The sequence below is a fragment of the Gemmatimonadaceae bacterium genome, assembly GCA_016720905.1.
Classification (GTDB): Bacteria; Gemmatimonadota; Gemmatimonadetes; order Gemmatimonadales; family Gemmatimonadaceae; genus Gemmatimonas.
Window position 1 is genome coordinate 290,235 of record JADKJT010000029.1, and the last position, 16,182, is coordinate 306,416.

A 16,182-nucleotide genomic window follows, 5' to 3' on the forward strand; every position below is an offset into this window, starting at 1 on the left:
CGCGGTTGCAACTGCGCCAAAGTGATGCGGCGTCCTCAGGAACGCCGTTCGACGATAAACCGGGCCAACTGTTCAAGCGGCGGCGTCAACAAGTGCTCTTCCGCCAACGCCGCGCAACTCTCCTCAACCAACGCGATCGCCTTCGCGATCGCCCCTTCGATACCCAACAAGGCCGGATAGGTGCTTTTGTTGAGATCCAAATCCCGGCCAGCCGTCTTCCCCAACTGGTCCGTGGTGGACGTGACATCAAGAACATCGTCGGCGATCTGGAACGCCAGCCCGACCGCCGCGCCATAGTGTGCCAACGCCAGTCGCTGGCGCTCACTGGCACGCGCGGCCCGTGCGCCCAAAGTGACCGACGCCTTGATCAGCGCGCCAGTCTTCAGGCGATGGACGCGTTCGAGTGCCTCCACGGTCAGGTGCACGCCTTCCGCTTGCAGGTCGAGCAGCTGCCCACCGATCATGCCGCCGCCGCCGGACGCTTCCATCAACTCGCGCACGACGGCGGCCGCCTCGAGATTCGGCAGCCCCAGCGTCCGTGCGGCATGCCAGGCACTGCGGGCGGCCAATGGCACCATGGCGAGGCCGGCGGCGGTGGCAACGGGTACACCGTACACTCGATGCACCGTCGGGCGTCCTCGGCGCATGTCGTCATCGTCCATGCATGGCAGATCGTCATGCACGAGGGAATACGCGTGCACCACTTCCACCGACGCGGCGAGGTGGCTGGCGTCGCCCGTGCCGCCACAGGCGCGATAGGCTTCAAGCAACAGAATGGCGCGCAGCCGTTTGCCTTCACCGAGCAGCGAATAGCGGATCGCGTCGGCCGTCAGCGGATCGATCTCGCCCAGCCACTGGGCGCAAAACACGTCAAGTGCGCGCAGCAGGGCGCCGCGAGCCGTCGCGAAGCGGCCGGACAACAGTTCAGTATCCGTCGGCGAAGGCACTGAGTCAGCCTCCGAGTTCCGTCACGGAGAACGATCCGTCCGCCGCTTCAATCAGCTGCTGCACCCGCGCATCCACCGTCTGCAGCGCTTGAGACGCCGAGCGCAGATGACTAATGCCCTCCTCAAAGAGCTTCAGCGCCCGGTCGAGATCGATGTCCGAGCGTTCCAGCTCGCGCACGATGTCTTCCAGTCGATGCAGGATCTCTTCAAACGTCACGGTGACTCCGGTAGACGGGGCTGGGGCAGGGCAAACGGCAATGGACGACCCTCACCGGCCTCGGCCGAAACGATGCCATCCTGCAGCCACAGTTCAAACAGCCTACCCGCCTCCAGCTGTTCCCGGCTCCTCAACGTCGCGCCATCAAGGCCACGCGCGACGGCGAAGCCGCGTCCCAGCGTGGCCAGTGGAGAGAGCGCGTGCAGTCGACCGGCCAGGCTTTCGACGCGAGCGCGACGGCGTTCCACCAGCCGTCCTGCGGCAACCGCGAGCCGCTTCTGCACCTGTCCCACCGATGCCACCGCCCGATCCTCTCGGCGCTGCGCGGCGGCGGCAAGGCGCTTGCCCAGCGCGTCGACCCGCGCGATCACCTCCCGTCGCGCCGGCACGGCGATCTCGGCGGCGGCCGACGGCGTGGCCGCGCGTACGTCCGCCACGAGATCGCACACGGTGATGTCCGTCTCATGTCCCACGGCAGAAATCGTGGGTATCGGACACGCCGCCAACGCGCGCGCCACACGCTCGTCGTTGAAGGCCCACAGGTCTTCGCGCGCTCCCCCACCTCGACCGATAATCAACAGCTCGGCACCGCCCCATCGGCTGACTCGCCCAATCGCCGCGATCAGGGACTCCGGCGCGCCCTCGCCCTGCACCTGTGCCGCCACCACCACAATCTCGACGTCGGCACTGCGGCTGCGTGCGACCGTCACCACATCATGCAGGGCGGCACCATCCGGGCTGGTGATGACCGCGATGCGACGGGGAAACGACGGCAATGCGCGTTTACGCGCCGGATCAAGCAGTCCGTCTTTCTCCAGTCGGAGTCGACACTGCTCAAGCGCCTTGCGCCACAGTCCATCCCCTTCCGCTTCGATGGCACGCACGGAGAACTGCAGATCGCCTCTGGTCGGCCAGACGGTCATCTGCCCCAGAGCGACCACTTGCATGCCGTCATCCGGCATCGCCGGTATCCGCCGTTGCTGCGTACTCCAGACCACGCAACGCACCTGCGAGTCCGCATCGCGCAACGCGAAATACCAATGGCCGTTTCGATGGGCCTTGAAATCACTGACTTCGCCGCGAACCCATAGCGGTGGAAACGCCCCTTCGATCAGATCCTTCGCCGCCGACGTCAGTGTGTGGACCGTGATCGCATTGTCTGGTTCGCTGCCAGGGTCGCGAACTCCGCCATGGTGGTGGTCCAAAGGCATTGGTGCGTCGGGCTGCTACACGGGCTCAGCCGGATGTTGAATGAAGCGCCCGCTCGGCAGCGCGCACGGTATTGCGAAGCAGCATGGCGATGGTCATCGGGCCCACACCACCGGGCACCGGTGTGATCTTCGACGCGACCTCGACGACGCTCTCAAAGTGCACATCGCCCACTAGTCGCGAGCCCTTCGCCCGCGTTGCATCCGGCACATGATTCATGCCCACGTCAATCACCACCGCGCCAGGCTTGACCATATCCCCGGTAATCATCTCGGCGCGTCCGGCAGCCACCACCAGAATGTCCGCGCGCCGGGTATGGGACGCGAGGTCACGGCTTCGGCTATGACACACCGTCACGGTCGCATCGCCACCCGCACGCGCCTGGATCAGCAGTGCGGCCATCGGCTTGCCGACAATGTTGCTGCGACCAACCACCACCGCGTCGGCACCGCGCGTTTCGACGCCGCTGCGAAGCAGCAACTCGATCACCCCGGCGGGCGTGCAGGAGACGAAGCCATCGGTATGACCGATGAGCAGCTTGCCCACGTTTACCGGATGGAAGCCATCAACATCCTTGTCGGGTCGAATATGTCGAATCACCGTGTCCGGATCGATGTGCAATGGCAACGGCATCTGCACGAGAATACCATGCACCGACGGATCGCGGTTGAGATGCTCAACCAGCAACAACAAGTCGTCCTGACTGGTGGACGCCGGAAGTCGCAGCGTGGTCCCGGCCATGCCGGCGGCCTTCGACGCCTTCTCCTTGGCCCCGACATACGTGGCGCTTGCCCCGTCGTCGCCGACGAGCACGACCGTGAGCCCGGGCACCACGCCACGCGCCACGAGCGCCGCGACATCGCGCGTCACTTCGGCGCGAATGGTCTCCGCAATAGCCTTCCCATCGATCAGTTCAGCGCGCAAAGTCCACCGCCCGGCTCTCGCGAATGACCACCACCTTGATCTGTCCCGGATACTGCAACTCCGATTCGATGCGACGCGCGATCTCCTCCGACAGCGCCGTCATGCGCGCATCATCCACTTGCTCCGGCGTTACCACGACGCGCACTTCACGCCCGGCCTGAATGGCAAATACGCGTTCGACACCGCGGTAACTCGAGGCGATCTTCTCGAGTCCTTCCAGTCGTTTCACGTATGTCTCAAACGCTTCCCGGCGCGCGCCCGGCCGTGAACCGGAGATCGAGTCGCCCGCCTGCACCAGCACGGACACTTCGCTTTCGTGCGGCACATCGTCGTGATGCGCCGCGATGCAATTGACCACCAGTGGGTTCTCGCCGTACTTGGTGGCCACTTCGACGCCCAACTGCACGTGCGTGCCCTCATGCTCGTGCGTCAGCACCTTGCCGACATCGTGCAACAGCGCGCCGCGTTTGGCGAGGGCGACATCGAGTCCAAGTTCCGCCGCCATCATCCCGGCCAGCCACGCCACCTCTTTCGAGTGCGACAGGATGTTCTGTCCGTAGCTCGTCCGCCACCGCATCCGGCCGATCAACTTGATGAGCTCCGGATGCAGCCCGGCCACACCAACTTCATACGCGGCCTGCTCGCCGGTTTCAATGATCATGGCCTCGACTTCCTTGCGCGCCTTGGCCACCACTTCCTCGATCCGTCCCGGATGGATGCGGCCGTCGCTCACCAGTTTCTCAAGGGCCAGACGCGCCGTTTCACGTCGCACCGGATCGAAACACGACACCACGACCGTGTCCGGCGTGTCATCGATAATCACGTCGACACCGGTCGCCAATTCAAACGCCCGGATATTCCGACCTTCGCGTCCAATAATTCGGCCTTTCATCTCGTCATTGGGCAACGAGACGGCCGACACCGTCGTCTCGGCCGTCGTTTCCGCCGCGACACGCTGCACGGCAAGGGCGACGATCTTCTTGGCCTCCCGTTCCGCGTTGCGCCGCGAAGACTCGCGAATTTCCCGCAGTCGGTTCCCGGCGTCGGCCATCGCGGCATCTTCCATCCGCCTGATCAGTTCGGCCTTCGCCTGTTCAGCGCTCAATCCAGCCACTTGCTCCAGACGGCGCCGCGCGTCCTCCACCAGGCGCTCCACATCGCGATCACGATCGGCCAACCGCGCTTCCTGTTTGCCCATTTCGCCGATGCGCTGCTGGAGCCCCACTTCGCGTCCTTCCAGTGATTCACGGGCACGATCAAGCTGCCCTTCCCGTTCAAGGACGCGCTTTTCCTCGCGTTCAACATCTCCGCGACGGTCGCGCAGTTCCTTTTCGAGTGTTTCACGGAGCTGCATCAGCTCGGTCTTGCCTTCAAGAATCGCGCTCTTTCGCGCGGTGTCGGCATCACGACGCGCTTCATCCAGAATGCGGGATGCCGTTTCGTCAGCCGTCGCCTTGGCGCGGCGCTGGCCGCGAACTTCGACCTGTCGTCCCACAAAGTACATGACGACAGCCGAGATCACTCCCAGGGCGCCAAGAAGCGCCACAACGGGAAAATCCCCCATGAGATCTATGCTCCACCGCGGCGGTGCGCGGATTGAGTGTCCTTCGTATCACAGGGCATGTCAAACCCCGGAAACGCAGAGCGAACCACGGCAGATTCACCGGTCCGACAGTCGCTGCACCTTCCTTCGTGAACGTACGGAAATGCTTGCTACGCCGCAACCTGCGTTACGCTGAGGCCGGCTCCTCGCCTCGTTTGGCTGGCGGGAGCAGCGGTCGGATATCAGAGGCCAGCTGCCGCAACTCCGTTGTCAACGATTCAGCCGCCAATCGTTCTCGAAACAGCTCGTCGGTGATCTGCAGGGCTGCCAGTATGGCGGCCTTATGCGTCTCAACGGTGGCACCACTGGCGAGGATCGCCCGGATGGTTCGGTCGACATGCTCGGCGACGGCCTCGGTGTGCGCCGTTGAGGCCTCCGTTCGAAGGGTGTACTCCTCGCCGACAATGCGGACCCGGACCACGGACTTCTGGTCGATCATCGCTCGGCACCCGATGAGAGCTGCTGTCGAAGAAACCGCACCCGGTCAGCGACCTGCACTGTGCGTTCCCGTGCTTCGGACAGGCGCGCCCGCAGTCGCTCATTCTCCAGCATCAGGTCGTCAGACGAGGAACCCGTTCCCCCTGGCACCGTCGGAAGCAGCGGCGTCGTTGCGGGCGGAACCGGTGCCGGCGGCATCGCCGCCAACATGGCGAGCTGTTGCTCCAGCTCTCGCAGCCGAGACTCGGCGGCCAAGGCGCGGCGGCGATAGCCGGCGAGCTGCTCGCTGAGGTTGCGAACAAGTGTATCCAGCTCGCGGAAGGCGGCGACATCAGGTCGCACGAGGACGGACTCCCAGTTCCTTGTCGAGGGTTTCCAGCAGGCGCGCTCGGCGCCCCTCAATCTCCTTGTCCCTGAGGGTGCGCTCTGGATGACGGAAGGTCAATCGCCAGGCCAGACTCCGGGTACCTGCTGGTACACCGCTCCCCCTGAATTCATCGAAGAGGAGACCCGTTCGAGCAACTCGCCGCCCGTCGCCCGCAAGGTGGCCTCCACCGCCGCGGCCGTTACGCCGTCCGGCACCAGCAACGCCAGGTCAAACTCTGCCGCCGGCGTCACCGGCAACGGCATCACGCGAAGCCCGGCGGAGGCCGATGGCTCACGCTGGGCACTCTCGGCGTGCGCGTTGGTCGTCGGGGCGGCGACATCCTTTGATGAGAGCACGCCGAGACAGATCTCCACGCCAAAGGCGTCCGCGGCCCAGACCGGTCGATCGAGCGCGACCCGTTCGACGTGACCTACGATCCCTCGCCCTTCCACGTCAAGCATCCAAATCATCCGTCCGGTGCCCGGAGTGGCCGTGTGGCGGGCGCCCGGGAACGCGGCAGAGAGCATTCGTTCGGCAATCGCCTTGGCATCCCACACATCAAACGACGGTGGCTGCGGTTCGGAGAAATGCGTTGGACGTCGCGCCCCCATGATCAGTGCGCCCACGCGAAGTTCTTCACGCGGCAAGCGGTCATTGGCTGGCACAAACGCGTTCCCGATTTCAAACAACCGGATGTTGCCCTGCATGCGCGACAGATTGTATTCCGCGCGGCGCGCCAATGTGTCAAGCAGCGATGCGCGCAGAAACGGCTCGTCCTCGGCCAGCGGATTGCGCACGCGAGGCGTCTCGGCGGAGCCGGTGGAGGTAAAGGGCATTGGTCGCGTTTCGGCCAATCCCAAGCCCACCAGCGTATCACGCACGCGGCGACCCGCCAGGTGCAGCGGGTGGTCGGGCACGTTACTCGGCCGTGATGCCTCCAGCGTGTCCGGCAACGCGTCGAATCCAATCAGTCGGGCCACTTCCTCGATCAGATCAACCTCGTAGAGCAAGTCATGCCGCCATGACGGCGCGACGACAGCCAGAACGTCGCCGCGAGCGGACACTACGCATCCCAATGCTTCCAGTCGCCGCGTGATGTCAGTGACGGAGACTTCAGCACCAAGCACGTGCACCAGGCGCTGCGGTCGCAAGGTGATGGGCGCGCGATCGCCGGGCGGCACGCCCACTGATAACAGCGGCCCGATGCGTCCGCCCGCGACCTGCGCGATGAGGGCGGCGCCGAACACAGCCACTTCACGCAACGCGGCCGCGTCGACGCCACGTTCGAAACGATAGCTCGCGTCGGTGGAGAGTCCCACCAGTCGGCGCACGCGACGCACGAATCGCGGCTCGAACCACGCCACCTCCAGCAGGACGTCGCGCGTCTGTTCGGTGACTTCGGTGGCCTTGCCGCCCATGACCCCCGCCAGCGCCACCGGTGCCGCACCATCACAGATCACCGTGGTGCCTGCCGGCAGCGCGCGCGACGTGCCGTCGAGCGTGACCAGCGATTCACCCTCGCGGGTGGGACGCACCACAATGCGGCCTTGCGCCAGCGTGTCGAGATCGAAGGCGTGGACCGGCTGACCGAGCCCGTGCAGCACATAGTTGGTTGCATCGACGACATTGCTGATACTGCGCTGCCCGATACTCTCCAGACGCTTCCGCAGCCACTCAGGACTTGGCCCCACCGTCACGCCGCGAATGGCCATCGCGAGATAGGCGGGGCAGCTGACCGCGTCTTCGATACGCACGGTGATCCCGTCGGCCGTGGCCTGATCACGGCCCGACGTTTCGACGTATGTGGTGGCGATGTCCGCGAGATCCGTGCTCGGCATGTGCGTGGCGGGCACGCCGGTGACCGCCGCGATCTCGCGCGCCACGCCGCGATGGGACAGCAGGTCCGGGCGATTGGGCAAGACATCCAGATCCAGTCGCGTATCGGCAAGGGATAGCACATCCAGTAACGGCGTCCCCGGCGTCGCGTCCGTTTCGAGCCTCATGATGCCGTCATGCTCCTGACCCAATCCCAACTCACGCGGCGAGCACAACATGCCGTTGGACGTCTCACCGCGGATCTTGCGTTTCTCGATCTTGAGCCCACCGGGCATGACCGTTCCGGAGCGGGCAAACGGATACTTGTGCCCTGCCACCACATTGGGTGCCCCACACACCACGTCGAGCAACGTGCCACTGCCGTCATCCACCTTGGTCACCCACAGATGATCGGAATTCGGATGCCGCCCGGCTTCGACCACCTGCGCAATGACAAACGGCGACAGTTCGGCACCGAGTCGTTCGATGCCATCAAGCGTGACGCAGTGCCGGCTGAGCAATTCACCAACCTGCTCCGCGGTCAACGCATGCGGCACGAACTGCTTCAGCCACTCATGGGAAACGATCATCGCGCGAACTGCTCCAGGAATCGAACGTCGGAATCGTACAAGAGTCGTATATCGTTGATGCCATAGCGGGACATGGCGATGCGCGCCGGCCCCATTCCGAAGGCCCAGCCGGTGAACCGCTCGCTGTCCAGTCCCGCCGCCTCCAGTACGTTGGGATGCACCATGCCGCACCCGAGGATTTCGACCCACCGCAATCCCTTGCCGTCCTGCAGGTCGACCTCGACATCCATCTGCGCGCCCGGTTCGACGAACAGGAAGTACGAGGGGCCGAATCGCACGCGACGCGACGCCCCGTAGAACCGACGTGCTAACTCCGTGAGTGTCGCCTTGAGATCGACAAACGACACCCCTTCGTCCACCGCCAGGCCTTCCAGCTGCATGAACGCCGGCGCGTGTGTGGCATCGAAGAAGTCGCGACGGTACACCTGTCCCGGTGCCAGTACCCGCACCGGCGGCGCCATGCCCTGCAGCGTGCGCACCTGCACCGGTGACGTGTGCGTGCGCAGCAGCGTGTCGTCGCCCAGATACAGGGTGTCGTGCAACTCCATCGCCGGATGATCCGGCGGAAAGTTGAGCGCGCCGAAGTTGTACCACTCCGTTTCGGCTTCCGGCCCGAGCGCGATGGTGAATCCCAACTCGCGAAAGATCTCGCAGATCTCGTCGATGACGAGCGTCACGGGATGAAGTGTGCCCTTCCACCCATGACGGGCCGGCATCGTGGGATCGAACGCGTCGGCCCCTCCCCCCTCCGTCTGCCTCGCGACAAAGTCATCGAGATGCTGCTGCAGGCGACTCTTGAGACTGTTGAACTGCGTCCCCGCCGCGCGCCGATCCTCGGCGGGCAGGTCGCGCAAGGCGTTTTGCAGCGCGTTCAGTCGGTCATCCTTGAGCGCGTTGAGCTGGCCTTTCGCCACGTCAAGCCGCGTCGCGGGATCGAGGCCGAGGAGCAGCGCGCTCGCCTCCGCATCAAGCGCACGCGCCAGTTCGAGATACTCTGAGAGTTGCACGGGAAGTGTGGTAGAGCCGTGAGCCGATGCGACCTCGCAACGGGACCATACGCGCAGGGCCGGCGTCCCTGAAGGTAGCCGGCCCTGCGACATCGAACCTGCGCCGAGGAACTACGCGGCGCTCTTGGCGGCGTCGAGGGCCTTGCGCACTTGTTCGGCGATCGCCGCAAACGCTTCCGGCTCACGCACTGCCAGATCGGCGAGCACCTTGCCGTCGATCTCGATGCCGGAGGCATGCAGGCCGTTGATGAACGTGCTGTACGACATGTCATGCAGCCGGGCCGCCGCATTGATACGCACGATCCAGAGGCGACGGAAGTCGCGCTTCTTGTTCTTGCGATCGCGATACGCATAGCGCCAGCCACGCTCAACGGTTTCCTTTGCGGCCTTCCACAGTTTGGACCGGCCGCCAAAGGCACCCTTGGCGTGCTTCATGATCTGCTTTTTCCGCTTGAGGCGGACGACGTTGGATTTTACGCGTGGCATGAATCGATCTCCTTAGGCGAGTATAAGACGCTTGATGCGCTTGATTTCGCCATTCGTGGTCACGATGGTCGGCCGGCGCAGGTTACGCTTCCGCTTTGGATCTTTCTTGGTCAGGATGTGGCTCTTGTACGCCTTCAGGCGCCGGATCTTCCCCGATCCCGTCACGGAGAAGCGCTTCTTGGCGCCGCTGTGGGTCTTCATCTTCGGCATGGTACGCTCGCGGCTGCGGTAAACTGCCTCGCGTTCGAGGCAGGCCTTCATCGATCACGCGCCGACTACTTCGGCGCGAGAATCATCGTCAGAGATTTTCCTTCCATCAACGGTGCGCTTTCGACCTTCGCCAGATCGGCGAGTTCAACCGACACCCGATCGACCACCTGGCGCCCCAACTCGGGGTGCGCGATCTGTCGTCCACGGAACATCAACGTCACCTTCACCTTGTTCCCTTCTTCCAGGGAAGCGTCGCGCATGCCGCGTCTTCGTTTCGAAGTCGTGATCGTCGATCCCGGGGCGGTACTTGACCTCCTTGAGATGGATCACATGCTGCTTCTTCTTCGCCAGCCGCGCCTGCTTGGCCTGTTCAAACTTGAACTTCCCGAAATCCATGATGCGAACGACGGGAGGCCGCGCCGCAGCCGCCACTTCGACGAGATCCAACCCCTGCTCCTGCGCCTGGGCCAGTGCCACGTCGACTTCCATGATGCCGAGCTGACTTCCGTCGGCGGCGATCACGCGAACGGGGCTGATCCGGATTTGCCGGTTCACCCGTGGCGGACGCTTGGTCGAATCCTGAATAGGCCGAACTCCGGTGAAGAGATACAGAAAACGCGGACCCCTGTCAGGAATCCGCGTCGCAACAATCACGCAGCCGCCCGCGCTGCGCGCGTCGGTGATGATTGATTCGATGGACTCCAGCAGCGCACCCCGGGAAATGCGCACATTCCGCATCGGGGGCCGAAGGGTGGGTTGGGCGTCGCTGCCCAACCGCTTCTCGGTTGTCGTACTTCTCAAACTACTGCTAACCGCTGAAACCTAGACGACTTAGGCCGAAGGTCAAGCCCCCACGGACGCTACCCTGCCAACCGGTAGCCCTTGGCGTCCGCCGCCACCCGACCAAAGCCGGTGTGGGCGTCATGTTCAAACACCAGCTGCCAGTCGTCCCGCAGCGCCTCGGCCAGCAGCGCTCGCTTGGACTCAAGGGTCACCAGCGGCTCCACGTCGTACCCCATGATCCACGGCAGGGGCAGATGATGCGCGGTTGGCACCACGTCGCCCAGGAAGCACAGCGTTTCGCCTCCCGACTTCAGGATGACGCTCTGATGGTGCGGGGTATGGCCGGGGGTCAATCGCACGCGGATTCCCGGACGGAGCTCCTGCTCCCCGTCGAGGAGATCAAAGCGACCGGCCGCGAAGATCGAATCCCAGTTGTGCGGGAAGTAACTAGCCGACGTTCGTTCGTTCGCCCGCAAGGCGTATTCGTATTCGCCACGTTGCACCACGTACCGGGCATTGGGAAACGCGGGCAGGATCTCGCCGGCCGCGTTCCGCCAGGTGTTTCCACCGGCGTGATCGAAGTGCAGATGCGTGTTGATCACCAGCGTCACATCGGCCGGGGCGAATCCTGCGCGTGCCATGCCTGCTTCCAGCGCGGTGCGTCCGGGAAGCCCGGCGTTCTCGATCGCGTAGATCTCGTGGAACTTGTCGGACTCCTTGTTTCCCGCCCCCGAGTCGATGAGCACCAGGCCGTCGTCATGCTCGATCAGCAGACAGCGCATGCCCATGGGAATCCGATTCTTCGCGTCGGCGGTAATGCGGCGTTCCCATAATGTCTTGGGAACCACGCCGAACATCGCCCCGCCGTCCAGTTGCTGGCCTCCCGCTTGAATGGCGTGAATACGCCATCGACCCAGCGTCCGGCTGTCGAGCAGTGGCTCCGGAAACGTCACGCGATATGATCCTCAATGGCAGGAAGGGGAAACGCGCGACGACGACGATCCGACGCCGTCCGGCCGCGCCGTCGCATCGGCGACGCCAGTCGCGCCTCCAGCAGCGGCCACGAGGAGAGCCCCTCCTCCTCGGCGATACGAATCAGGCGTAACAACACGCGGGCCGTGGCCTCCGCATCCCCGCCCGCCCGATGTCGGGCGCCGACGTCTATCCCGAAATACCGCGTGACGTGGTCGAGCGATCGCCGAGCAAGCTGCGGCAGCAGCAACCGCGCCAAGCGCACGGTGCACAACCGCGGACCGGCCAGTCGCATGCCGCCGCGCGCCAACTCATCACTCACGAAGCGCCAATCAAACGACGCGTTGTGGGCGGTGAAAACATGCCCCGCCAGTCGGCTCGTCACTTGTTCGGCCACCTGACGAAACGGCGGCTGATCCTTGACCATGTCCCAGGTGATTTGCGTCAACGCCGTGATGTGCGCCGGGATCAGTCGTTCGGGATTCACCAGTTGCGAGTATACCTCGACGATCTGACCGCCGTGCACACGCGCGATGGCAATTTCGGTCACCCGGTCCCCGCCGCTCGATCGGGTGCCGGTGGTTTCGACGTCCACAACCGCGAATGACACGTCGGACAGGCCGTTCGGTGCGTCGCTCAACACCGTCGCCGACGGCCCTGAAGACGAAGTGGACAACGGCTCCGGTTGATCTCGCAAAGCCCAGTGGCCAGAGGGCAACTGCACGAACTCCTCATGACTGGTCAGCAAGGCCAACGCCATGCGTTCGGCCGCATCCGGCTGCAGGCGGTCCACTTGACAGACGTCCCGCATGAGCGTGAGTGCGTCAAGCGGACCGGCCGCCAGTCGCTCGGCAGCTCGGGCCGACAGCGTCGTGGGGCGCCGTCCCACGACGGTGCCGAACGGACTGCGATTGGAAAGAGGTGTCACCGCCATGGCGGCAAGTTAGCGGGGGGGAGTGACTAGTAAATCGACGAGCGGCGACCTACCTTTGTGAAGAATTTCACAAGCTCTGCCCGTGAAGCGAATAGCCGACTCAACCGTTCGTCGCCTGTCGATGTATCTCCGCTATCTGGAGGCGCTCGACGTCAGCGGCCACACTACCGCCTCCAGTGACGAGCTGGCTCAGCTTTGTCACACCACGCCCGCGCAAGTTCGCAAAGATCTGTCCTTTTTCGGATCTTTCGGCAAGCGCGGCCTTGGCTATCCCGTGCACGAACTCACGGCCCATCTGCGTGAGATTCTGGGGCTGGAACGCGAGTGGAAGATCGTGATCGTCGGCGCCGGAAAAATCGGTGCGGCGCTGGCCAATTATGATGGCTTCCGTCAGCGGGGCTTTCGTGTGCTGGGCGTGTACGACAACAGTCCGACCAAGATCGGCCACTCCTGGGGTGAGGAAGTGGTGCGTGATATGGCGCTTCTGGATGCCGATGTGCGCACCGAAGACTCGGTGATCGCGGTGCTGGCCATTCCGTCGGATGACGCGCAGTCGGTCGTGGACCGTATCGTCGCGGCAGGCATCCGGGCCATTCTGAACTTCGCGCCGACTCAGGTGACGGTACCGCCGCACGTCTCGCTCAAGTCGGTCAACATGGCCATGGAGCTGGAGGGATTGTCGTTCGCCCTCACGAACAACTTCACGGATCGCGGCGCGGCGTAAGCAGCGGTTCCAACGCACGAACCAGTCGCGCGAAGTCTTCCGCCGTGAGCACCTCCGGGCGCAGATCCGTGGTCAGTCCGCACGACGCAATGACTGCGGCGGCTCGGTCGGGATCGAGCGCCGTGACCGTGCGGATGACACGCACCAGCTGCTTCCGCCGCAGCCCGAATGCCGCCTGCACAAACGCGCGAAAGCGCGCTTCGAGTACCGCGTCGATGGCCGGAATGGCGCGCGGCGTGACACGCACGACCGCCGACTCAACGGTCGGGGCCGGCTGAAAGGCGGACGGCGCGACTCGCCGTACCATCTCGACCTCGGCAACAGCCTGCACGTTGACGCTCAACGCCCCGTAGATCTTGTCACCGGGTGGGGCCGCGAGCCGATCAGCGACTTCTTTCTGCACCAGATACACGGCCACGTCGGGACGCGGGACCTGCAGCGCATGAAAGATGATCGGTGTGGTGATGTAGTACGGCACGTTGCCAGCCAGCACGAATGGTCCATCGGCCAGCGAGGCCAACGACACACTCAACACGTCGGCCTCCACGATTTCGACGTGCGGTTGACCGGCATATCGCGCCCGTAAGTGGGCGACGAGATCTCGATCCACTTCAACCGCAACGACGCGCGCCGCCCGTTCGACGAGGCGATCGGTCAGGATGCCGCGACCCGGCCCGATCTCCACCACGGTCTTGCCATCGAGCGGCCCCAACGCCTTGACAATCGCGTCAAGCACGCGCGTGTCCTTCAGGAAATGCTGACCGAATCGCTTTCGCGCCGGAGGCAGTCTGGGTGCGACGAATCCGGTGGATGCGGCGGGGCGATGCCGGTGCTGGCTCACGCGGGTCGATCCACAATCACCGCCGCCAGGTCGTCGCGCAGCGGCGTGCCGACCACATGCCCCTCGACCAGCCGGACCAGCTGACTGAGCATCTCGTCCGGTGTTTCGCCCTGATTCATCGCAGCCAGCAATTCCAGAATTCGCCGCTCGCCGAGTCGCGCATCGCGCGCATCCAACGCATCCGGCAACCCATCGGTGAACAACACCACCCGGTCCCCTGGTCGCCAGGCCATCACGCACTCCTCGATAGCGGCGTCGCTGAACCCGATGGGTGGCGCAATCGCGGCCAGACGCGTGCAGTCGCCATCCCGTCCGACACGGAACGCATGGGGATGTCCGGCGTTGGCAAACCGGATCTCCCCGACCCGGCTGTCGATGACGACATAGCACAGGGTCAACGACATCTCCGTCGAGTCCAGTTCATCGGCCAGTGAACGCCGGACGGCTTCCACGGCAATCGATGGATCAAACGCGGCCTGCACGTGAATGGCGACCGCGCTCAGCGCGAGGGCCATGACAAGGGCGGCCTGATAGCCATGGCCGGCGACATCGCCCACCAGCACGCCGGTGCGATCTTTATCGAGACGGGCGAGCAGAAAGAAATCGCCACCGACGCTTTCTGCGGGCACCACGCGCGCGGCCGCCCGCGCCTCAGGCGCGACCACCGTGGTGCGCGGCAACAGCTTCAACTGCAGATCGTGCGCCAGCCGCATCTCGCGCTCGAGTTGCTGTCGCTCAACGGCCGCGCGTACCAGCGACGCGTTGTGCATGGCCGTACCGATCTGCGTCCCGATGGCGTTCGCCAGCTTTCGATCGCCAGCGTTGAACGAGGCGCCCGCACGATGTCCACCGAGCACCAGAACACCCAACGGCACGGCGCCGACGCTCTCCAGCAGCGCCGCATTCGGGCGGCGCGTCGTGATTGCCGGATGGGGTCCGGTGATGCCGATTCCGGTGCTGGGACGCGTTATCGCCACCGCCAGCAGGGCGTCACCATCCGCACCGAGGACGGGATCGGCTTCGCGCGCCGCCGCGCCGTCTTCCGTACAGGCGGTGCCGGTGCGAAACGCCCGTGCGGCGATATGCGACGGCGAGTCGAGTGCAACGGACGGATAGGCCGTCTCGCCAAGGCCCAACGTCGCGATTGCCGTGAGCCGCGTCTGGGCCCGAGTGGTCCGGAGAAACACCGCGCGGGTGGCACCCACCGTCATGGCAAACTCACGCAACAGCGTGTCGGCCACGCTCTCCACCGATGTCGTCCCACCCAGCAGTTCACTGATCGCATAGAGGAGATTGATCTCCTCGTACCGTCCAACGAGTTCATGGGCTGCGCCATCACGCTCGTGCGCCAGGCGAAGCACCAGCGGAATCAGTCGGCCCAGCAATCGATTGGACTCTTCCGAAGCGCCAGGCTCCACGATCAGCCAACCCACGCTGTCACCGGTGTTGGCCAAATGCGCCACCAAGCCGTTTGAGCGCGCCCAACTCGGGACATCCCAGGCATTCCATCCGCTGCCGCTGCGCGTTCCGAAGGTCATCGACGACGCGCCCAAGAGCGTTGGCATGCTGCCAGCGTCACGGCGCTCCCACAACGCCGCCTCGCGCCCGGTGGCCTCATGGAACGCGGCCAGAAGGGCGGCGACCTCGTTCATGCGCGCTGGAGGATCAGGCGCAGCGTGTGCCCATGCACGGTACCGGGAATCAGGTTCTCCACGTGATCCATCAGCGACCGCATCAGGAACAGTCCACGGCCGTCCTCGCGTTCCAGCCAGTCCGCGTCGTCCGGATGTCCCTGCGCGGCGTCCAGATCGAATCCGCCACCTTCGTCCGAGACCTCGACGATCAACCGCTGCGTCTCGAGTGCGGCGGTGATGTGGACGCGCCGTTCCCGCTCGCAGCCATTGCCACGCAGGATGGCATTTGACAGCGCTTCCGTGATGGCCACTGGAATGTTCAGGCGACATTGTCGCGGCGAGAATCCGGCCGCGCGACACAGCGCCTGCACGGTTTCCACGATCGGCGTGATGGCGTGCACGTCGGACTCGATCGTCCATTCACGGCGCTCGATCAGCACGGGGGTGCGCACCGGTTGGCGAGGTGACCGTGCCGCCATGG

Annotated in this window: 17 protein-coding genes and 2 pseudogenes; 1 reads left to right on the top strand and 18 read right to left on the bottom strand. The window is 64.6% G+C overall.

The window, feature by feature from the left end; all coding sequences use genetic code 11:
- Positions 1-35 precede the first annotated feature (35 nt).
- The 15 genes and pseudogenes from IPP90_17995 to IPP90_18065 form a co-directional block, all read right to left on the bottom strand.
- Positions 36-947 carry a polyprenyl synthetase family protein gene (locus tag IPP90_17995; protein ID MBL0172563.1) on the bottom strand — a complete coding sequence of 304 codons (912 nt, stop codon included), beginning with the start codon at positions 945-947 and terminating at the stop codon, positions 36-38.
- A gap of 4 nt (positions 948-951) precedes the next feature.
- Positions 952-1,206 (bottom strand): exodeoxyribonuclease VII small subunit, encoded by a 255-nt coding sequence (gene xseB / locus IPP90_18000; GenBank protein MBL0172564.1) that lies wholly within the window; start codon positions 1,204-1,206, stop codon positions 952-954.
- Positions 1,161-2,375 carry an exodeoxyribonuclease VII large subunit gene (xseA, locus tag IPP90_18005; protein ID MBL0172565.1) on the bottom strand — a complete coding sequence of 405 codons (1,215 nt, stop codon included), beginning with the start codon at positions 2,373-2,375 and terminating at the stop codon, positions 1,161-1,163. Before xseA ends, xseB begins: the two co-directional genes overlap by 46 nt.
- 25 nt (positions 2,376-2,400) lie before the next feature.
- Positions 2,401-3,297, bottom strand: a complete 897-nt coding sequence (gene folD, locus IPP90_18010; GenBank protein ID MBL0172566.1) for a bifunctional methylenetetrahydrofolate dehydrogenase/methenyltetrahydrofolate cyclohydrolase FolD — start codon at positions 3,295-3,297, stop codon at positions 2,401-2,403.
- A complete protein-coding gene (gene rny, locus IPP90_18015) occupies positions 3,287-4,861 on the bottom strand; it encodes a ribonuclease Y (GenBank protein ID MBL0172567.1) in 1,575 nt (524 codons plus the stop codon). Before rny ends, folD begins: the two co-directional genes overlap by 11 nt.
- Positions 4,862-5,027: 166 nt before the next feature.
- Positions 5,028-5,339 (bottom strand): cell division protein ZapA, encoded by a 312-nt coding sequence (locus IPP90_18020; protein ID MBL0172568.1) that lies wholly within the window; start codon positions 5,337-5,339, stop codon positions 5,028-5,030.
- Positions 5,336-5,680: a hypothetical protein gene (locus tag IPP90_18025; GenBank protein MBL0172569.1), complete on the bottom strand. Its 345-nt coding sequence runs from the start codon at positions 5,678-5,680 to the stop codon at positions 5,336-5,338. Before IPP90_18025 ends, IPP90_18020 begins: the two co-directional genes overlap by 4 nt.
- Positions 5,670-5,849: pseudogene (locus IPP90_18030) on the bottom strand (hypothetical protein). Before IPP90_18030 ends, IPP90_18025 begins: the two are co-directional and overlap by 11 nt.
- The gene (locus tag IPP90_18035) at positions 5,780-8,110 is read right to left on the bottom strand and encodes a phenylalanine--tRNA ligase subunit beta (protein MBL0172570.1); all 2,331 of its coding nucleotides are present in this window, start codon (positions 8,108-8,110) and stop codon (positions 5,780-5,782) included. The pseudogene IPP90_18030 and the gene IPP90_18035 overlap by 70 nt, the downstream one beginning before the upstream one ends.
- Positions 8,107-9,117 (bottom strand): phenylalanine--tRNA ligase subunit alpha, encoded by a 1,011-nt coding sequence (gene pheS / locus IPP90_18040; protein MBL0172571.1) that lies wholly within the window; start codon positions 9,115-9,117, stop codon positions 8,107-8,109. The genes IPP90_18035 and pheS overlap by 4 nt, the downstream gene beginning before the upstream one ends.
- Positions 9,118-9,228: 111 nt before the next feature.
- Positions 9,229-9,603 (bottom strand): 50S ribosomal protein L20, encoded by a 375-nt coding sequence (gene rplT / locus IPP90_18045; GenBank protein MBL0172572.1) that lies wholly within the window; start codon positions 9,601-9,603, stop codon positions 9,229-9,231.
- Between the two features lie 12 nt (positions 9,604-9,615).
- On the bottom strand, positions 9,616-9,813 hold the full coding sequence (gene rpmI, locus IPP90_18050) for a 50S ribosomal protein L35 (protein ID MBL0172573.1): 198 nt from the start codon (positions 9,811-9,813) through the stop codon (positions 9,616-9,618).
- Positions 9,814-9,878: 65 nt separating this feature from the next.
- Positions 9,879-10,425, bottom strand: a pseudogene (locus tag IPP90_18055) (translation initiation factor IF-3).
- A 248-nt stretch (positions 10,426-10,673) separates the two neighbouring features.
- Positions 10,674-11,549 (bottom strand): MBL fold metallo-hydrolase, encoded by an 876-nt coding sequence (locus IPP90_18060; protein MBL0172574.1) that lies wholly within the window; start codon positions 11,547-11,549, stop codon positions 10,674-10,676.
- Positions 11,546-12,502, bottom strand: coding sequence for a 3'-5' exonuclease (locus IPP90_18065; protein MBL0172575.1), 957 nt, complete (start codon positions 12,500-12,502; stop codon positions 11,546-11,548). The genes IPP90_18060 and IPP90_18065 overlap by 4 nt, the downstream gene beginning before the upstream one ends.
- Positions 12,503-12,584: 82 nt before the next feature.
- On the opposite strand from IPP90_18065, the gene IPP90_18070 reads away from it, so the two are divergent.
- The gene (locus IPP90_18070) at positions 12,585-13,226 is read left to right on the top strand and encodes a redox-sensing transcriptional repressor Rex (protein MBL0172576.1); all 642 of its coding nucleotides are present in this window, start codon (positions 12,585-12,587) and stop codon (positions 13,224-13,226) included.
- Here IPP90_18070 and rsmA read toward each other — a convergent pair.
- From rsmA to IPP90_18085, 3 genes are read right to left on the bottom strand one after another with little or no spacing between them, the layout of a single operon-like run.
- Positions 13,204-14,067, bottom strand: a complete 864-nt coding sequence (rsmA, locus tag IPP90_18075) for a ribosomal RNA small subunit methyltransferase A (protein MBL0172577.1) — start codon at positions 14,065-14,067, stop codon at positions 13,204-13,206. The two genes, IPP90_18070 and rsmA, sit on opposite strands and share 23 nt — an antisense overlap.
- Positions 14,064-15,719: a SpoIIE family protein phosphatase gene (locus IPP90_18080; protein MBL0172578.1), complete on the bottom strand. Its 1,656-nt coding sequence runs from the start codon at positions 15,717-15,719 to the stop codon at positions 14,064-14,066. The genes rsmA and IPP90_18080 overlap by 4 nt, the downstream gene beginning before the upstream one ends.
- The gene (locus IPP90_18085; GenBank protein MBL0172579.1) at positions 15,716-16,153 is read right to left on the bottom strand and encodes an ATP-binding protein; all 438 of its coding nucleotides are present in this window, start codon (positions 16,151-16,153) and stop codon (positions 15,716-15,718) included. Before IPP90_18085 ends, IPP90_18080 begins: the two co-directional genes overlap by 4 nt.
- Positions 16,154-16,182: the final 29 nt, after the last annotated feature.

Coding starts and splice junctions, on each gene's coding strand:
- xseA (MBL0172565.1), bottom strand. CDS start 2,375: ATGCCTTTGGACCACCACCATGGCGGAGTTCGCGACCCTGGCAGCGAA.
- rny (MBL0172567.1), bottom strand. CDS start 4,861: ATGGGGGATTTTCCCGTTGTGGCGCTTCTTGGCGCCCTGGGAGTGATC.
- IPP90_18020 (MBL0172568.1), bottom strand. CDS start 5,339: ATGATCGACCAGAAGTCCGTGGTCCGGGTCCGCATTGTCGGCGAGGAG.
- IPP90_18035 (MBL0172570.1), bottom strand. CDS start 8,110: ATGATCGTTTCCCATGAGTGGCTGAAGCAGTTCGTGCCGCATGCGTTG.
- rplT (MBL0172572.1), bottom strand. CDS start 9,603: ATGCCACGCGTAAAATCCAACGTCGTCCGCCTCAAGCGGAAAAAGCAG.
- rpmI (MBL0172573.1), bottom strand. CDS start 9,813: ATGCCGAAGATGAAGACCCACAGCGGCGCCAAGAAGCGCTTCTCCGTG.
- IPP90_18065 (MBL0172575.1), bottom strand. CDS start 12,502: ATGGCGGTGACACCTCTTTCCAATCGCAGTCCGTTCGGCACCGTCGTG.
- IPP90_18080 (MBL0172578.1), bottom strand. CDS start 15,719: ATGAACGAGGTCGCCGCCCTTCTGGCCGCGTTCCATGAGGCCACCGGG.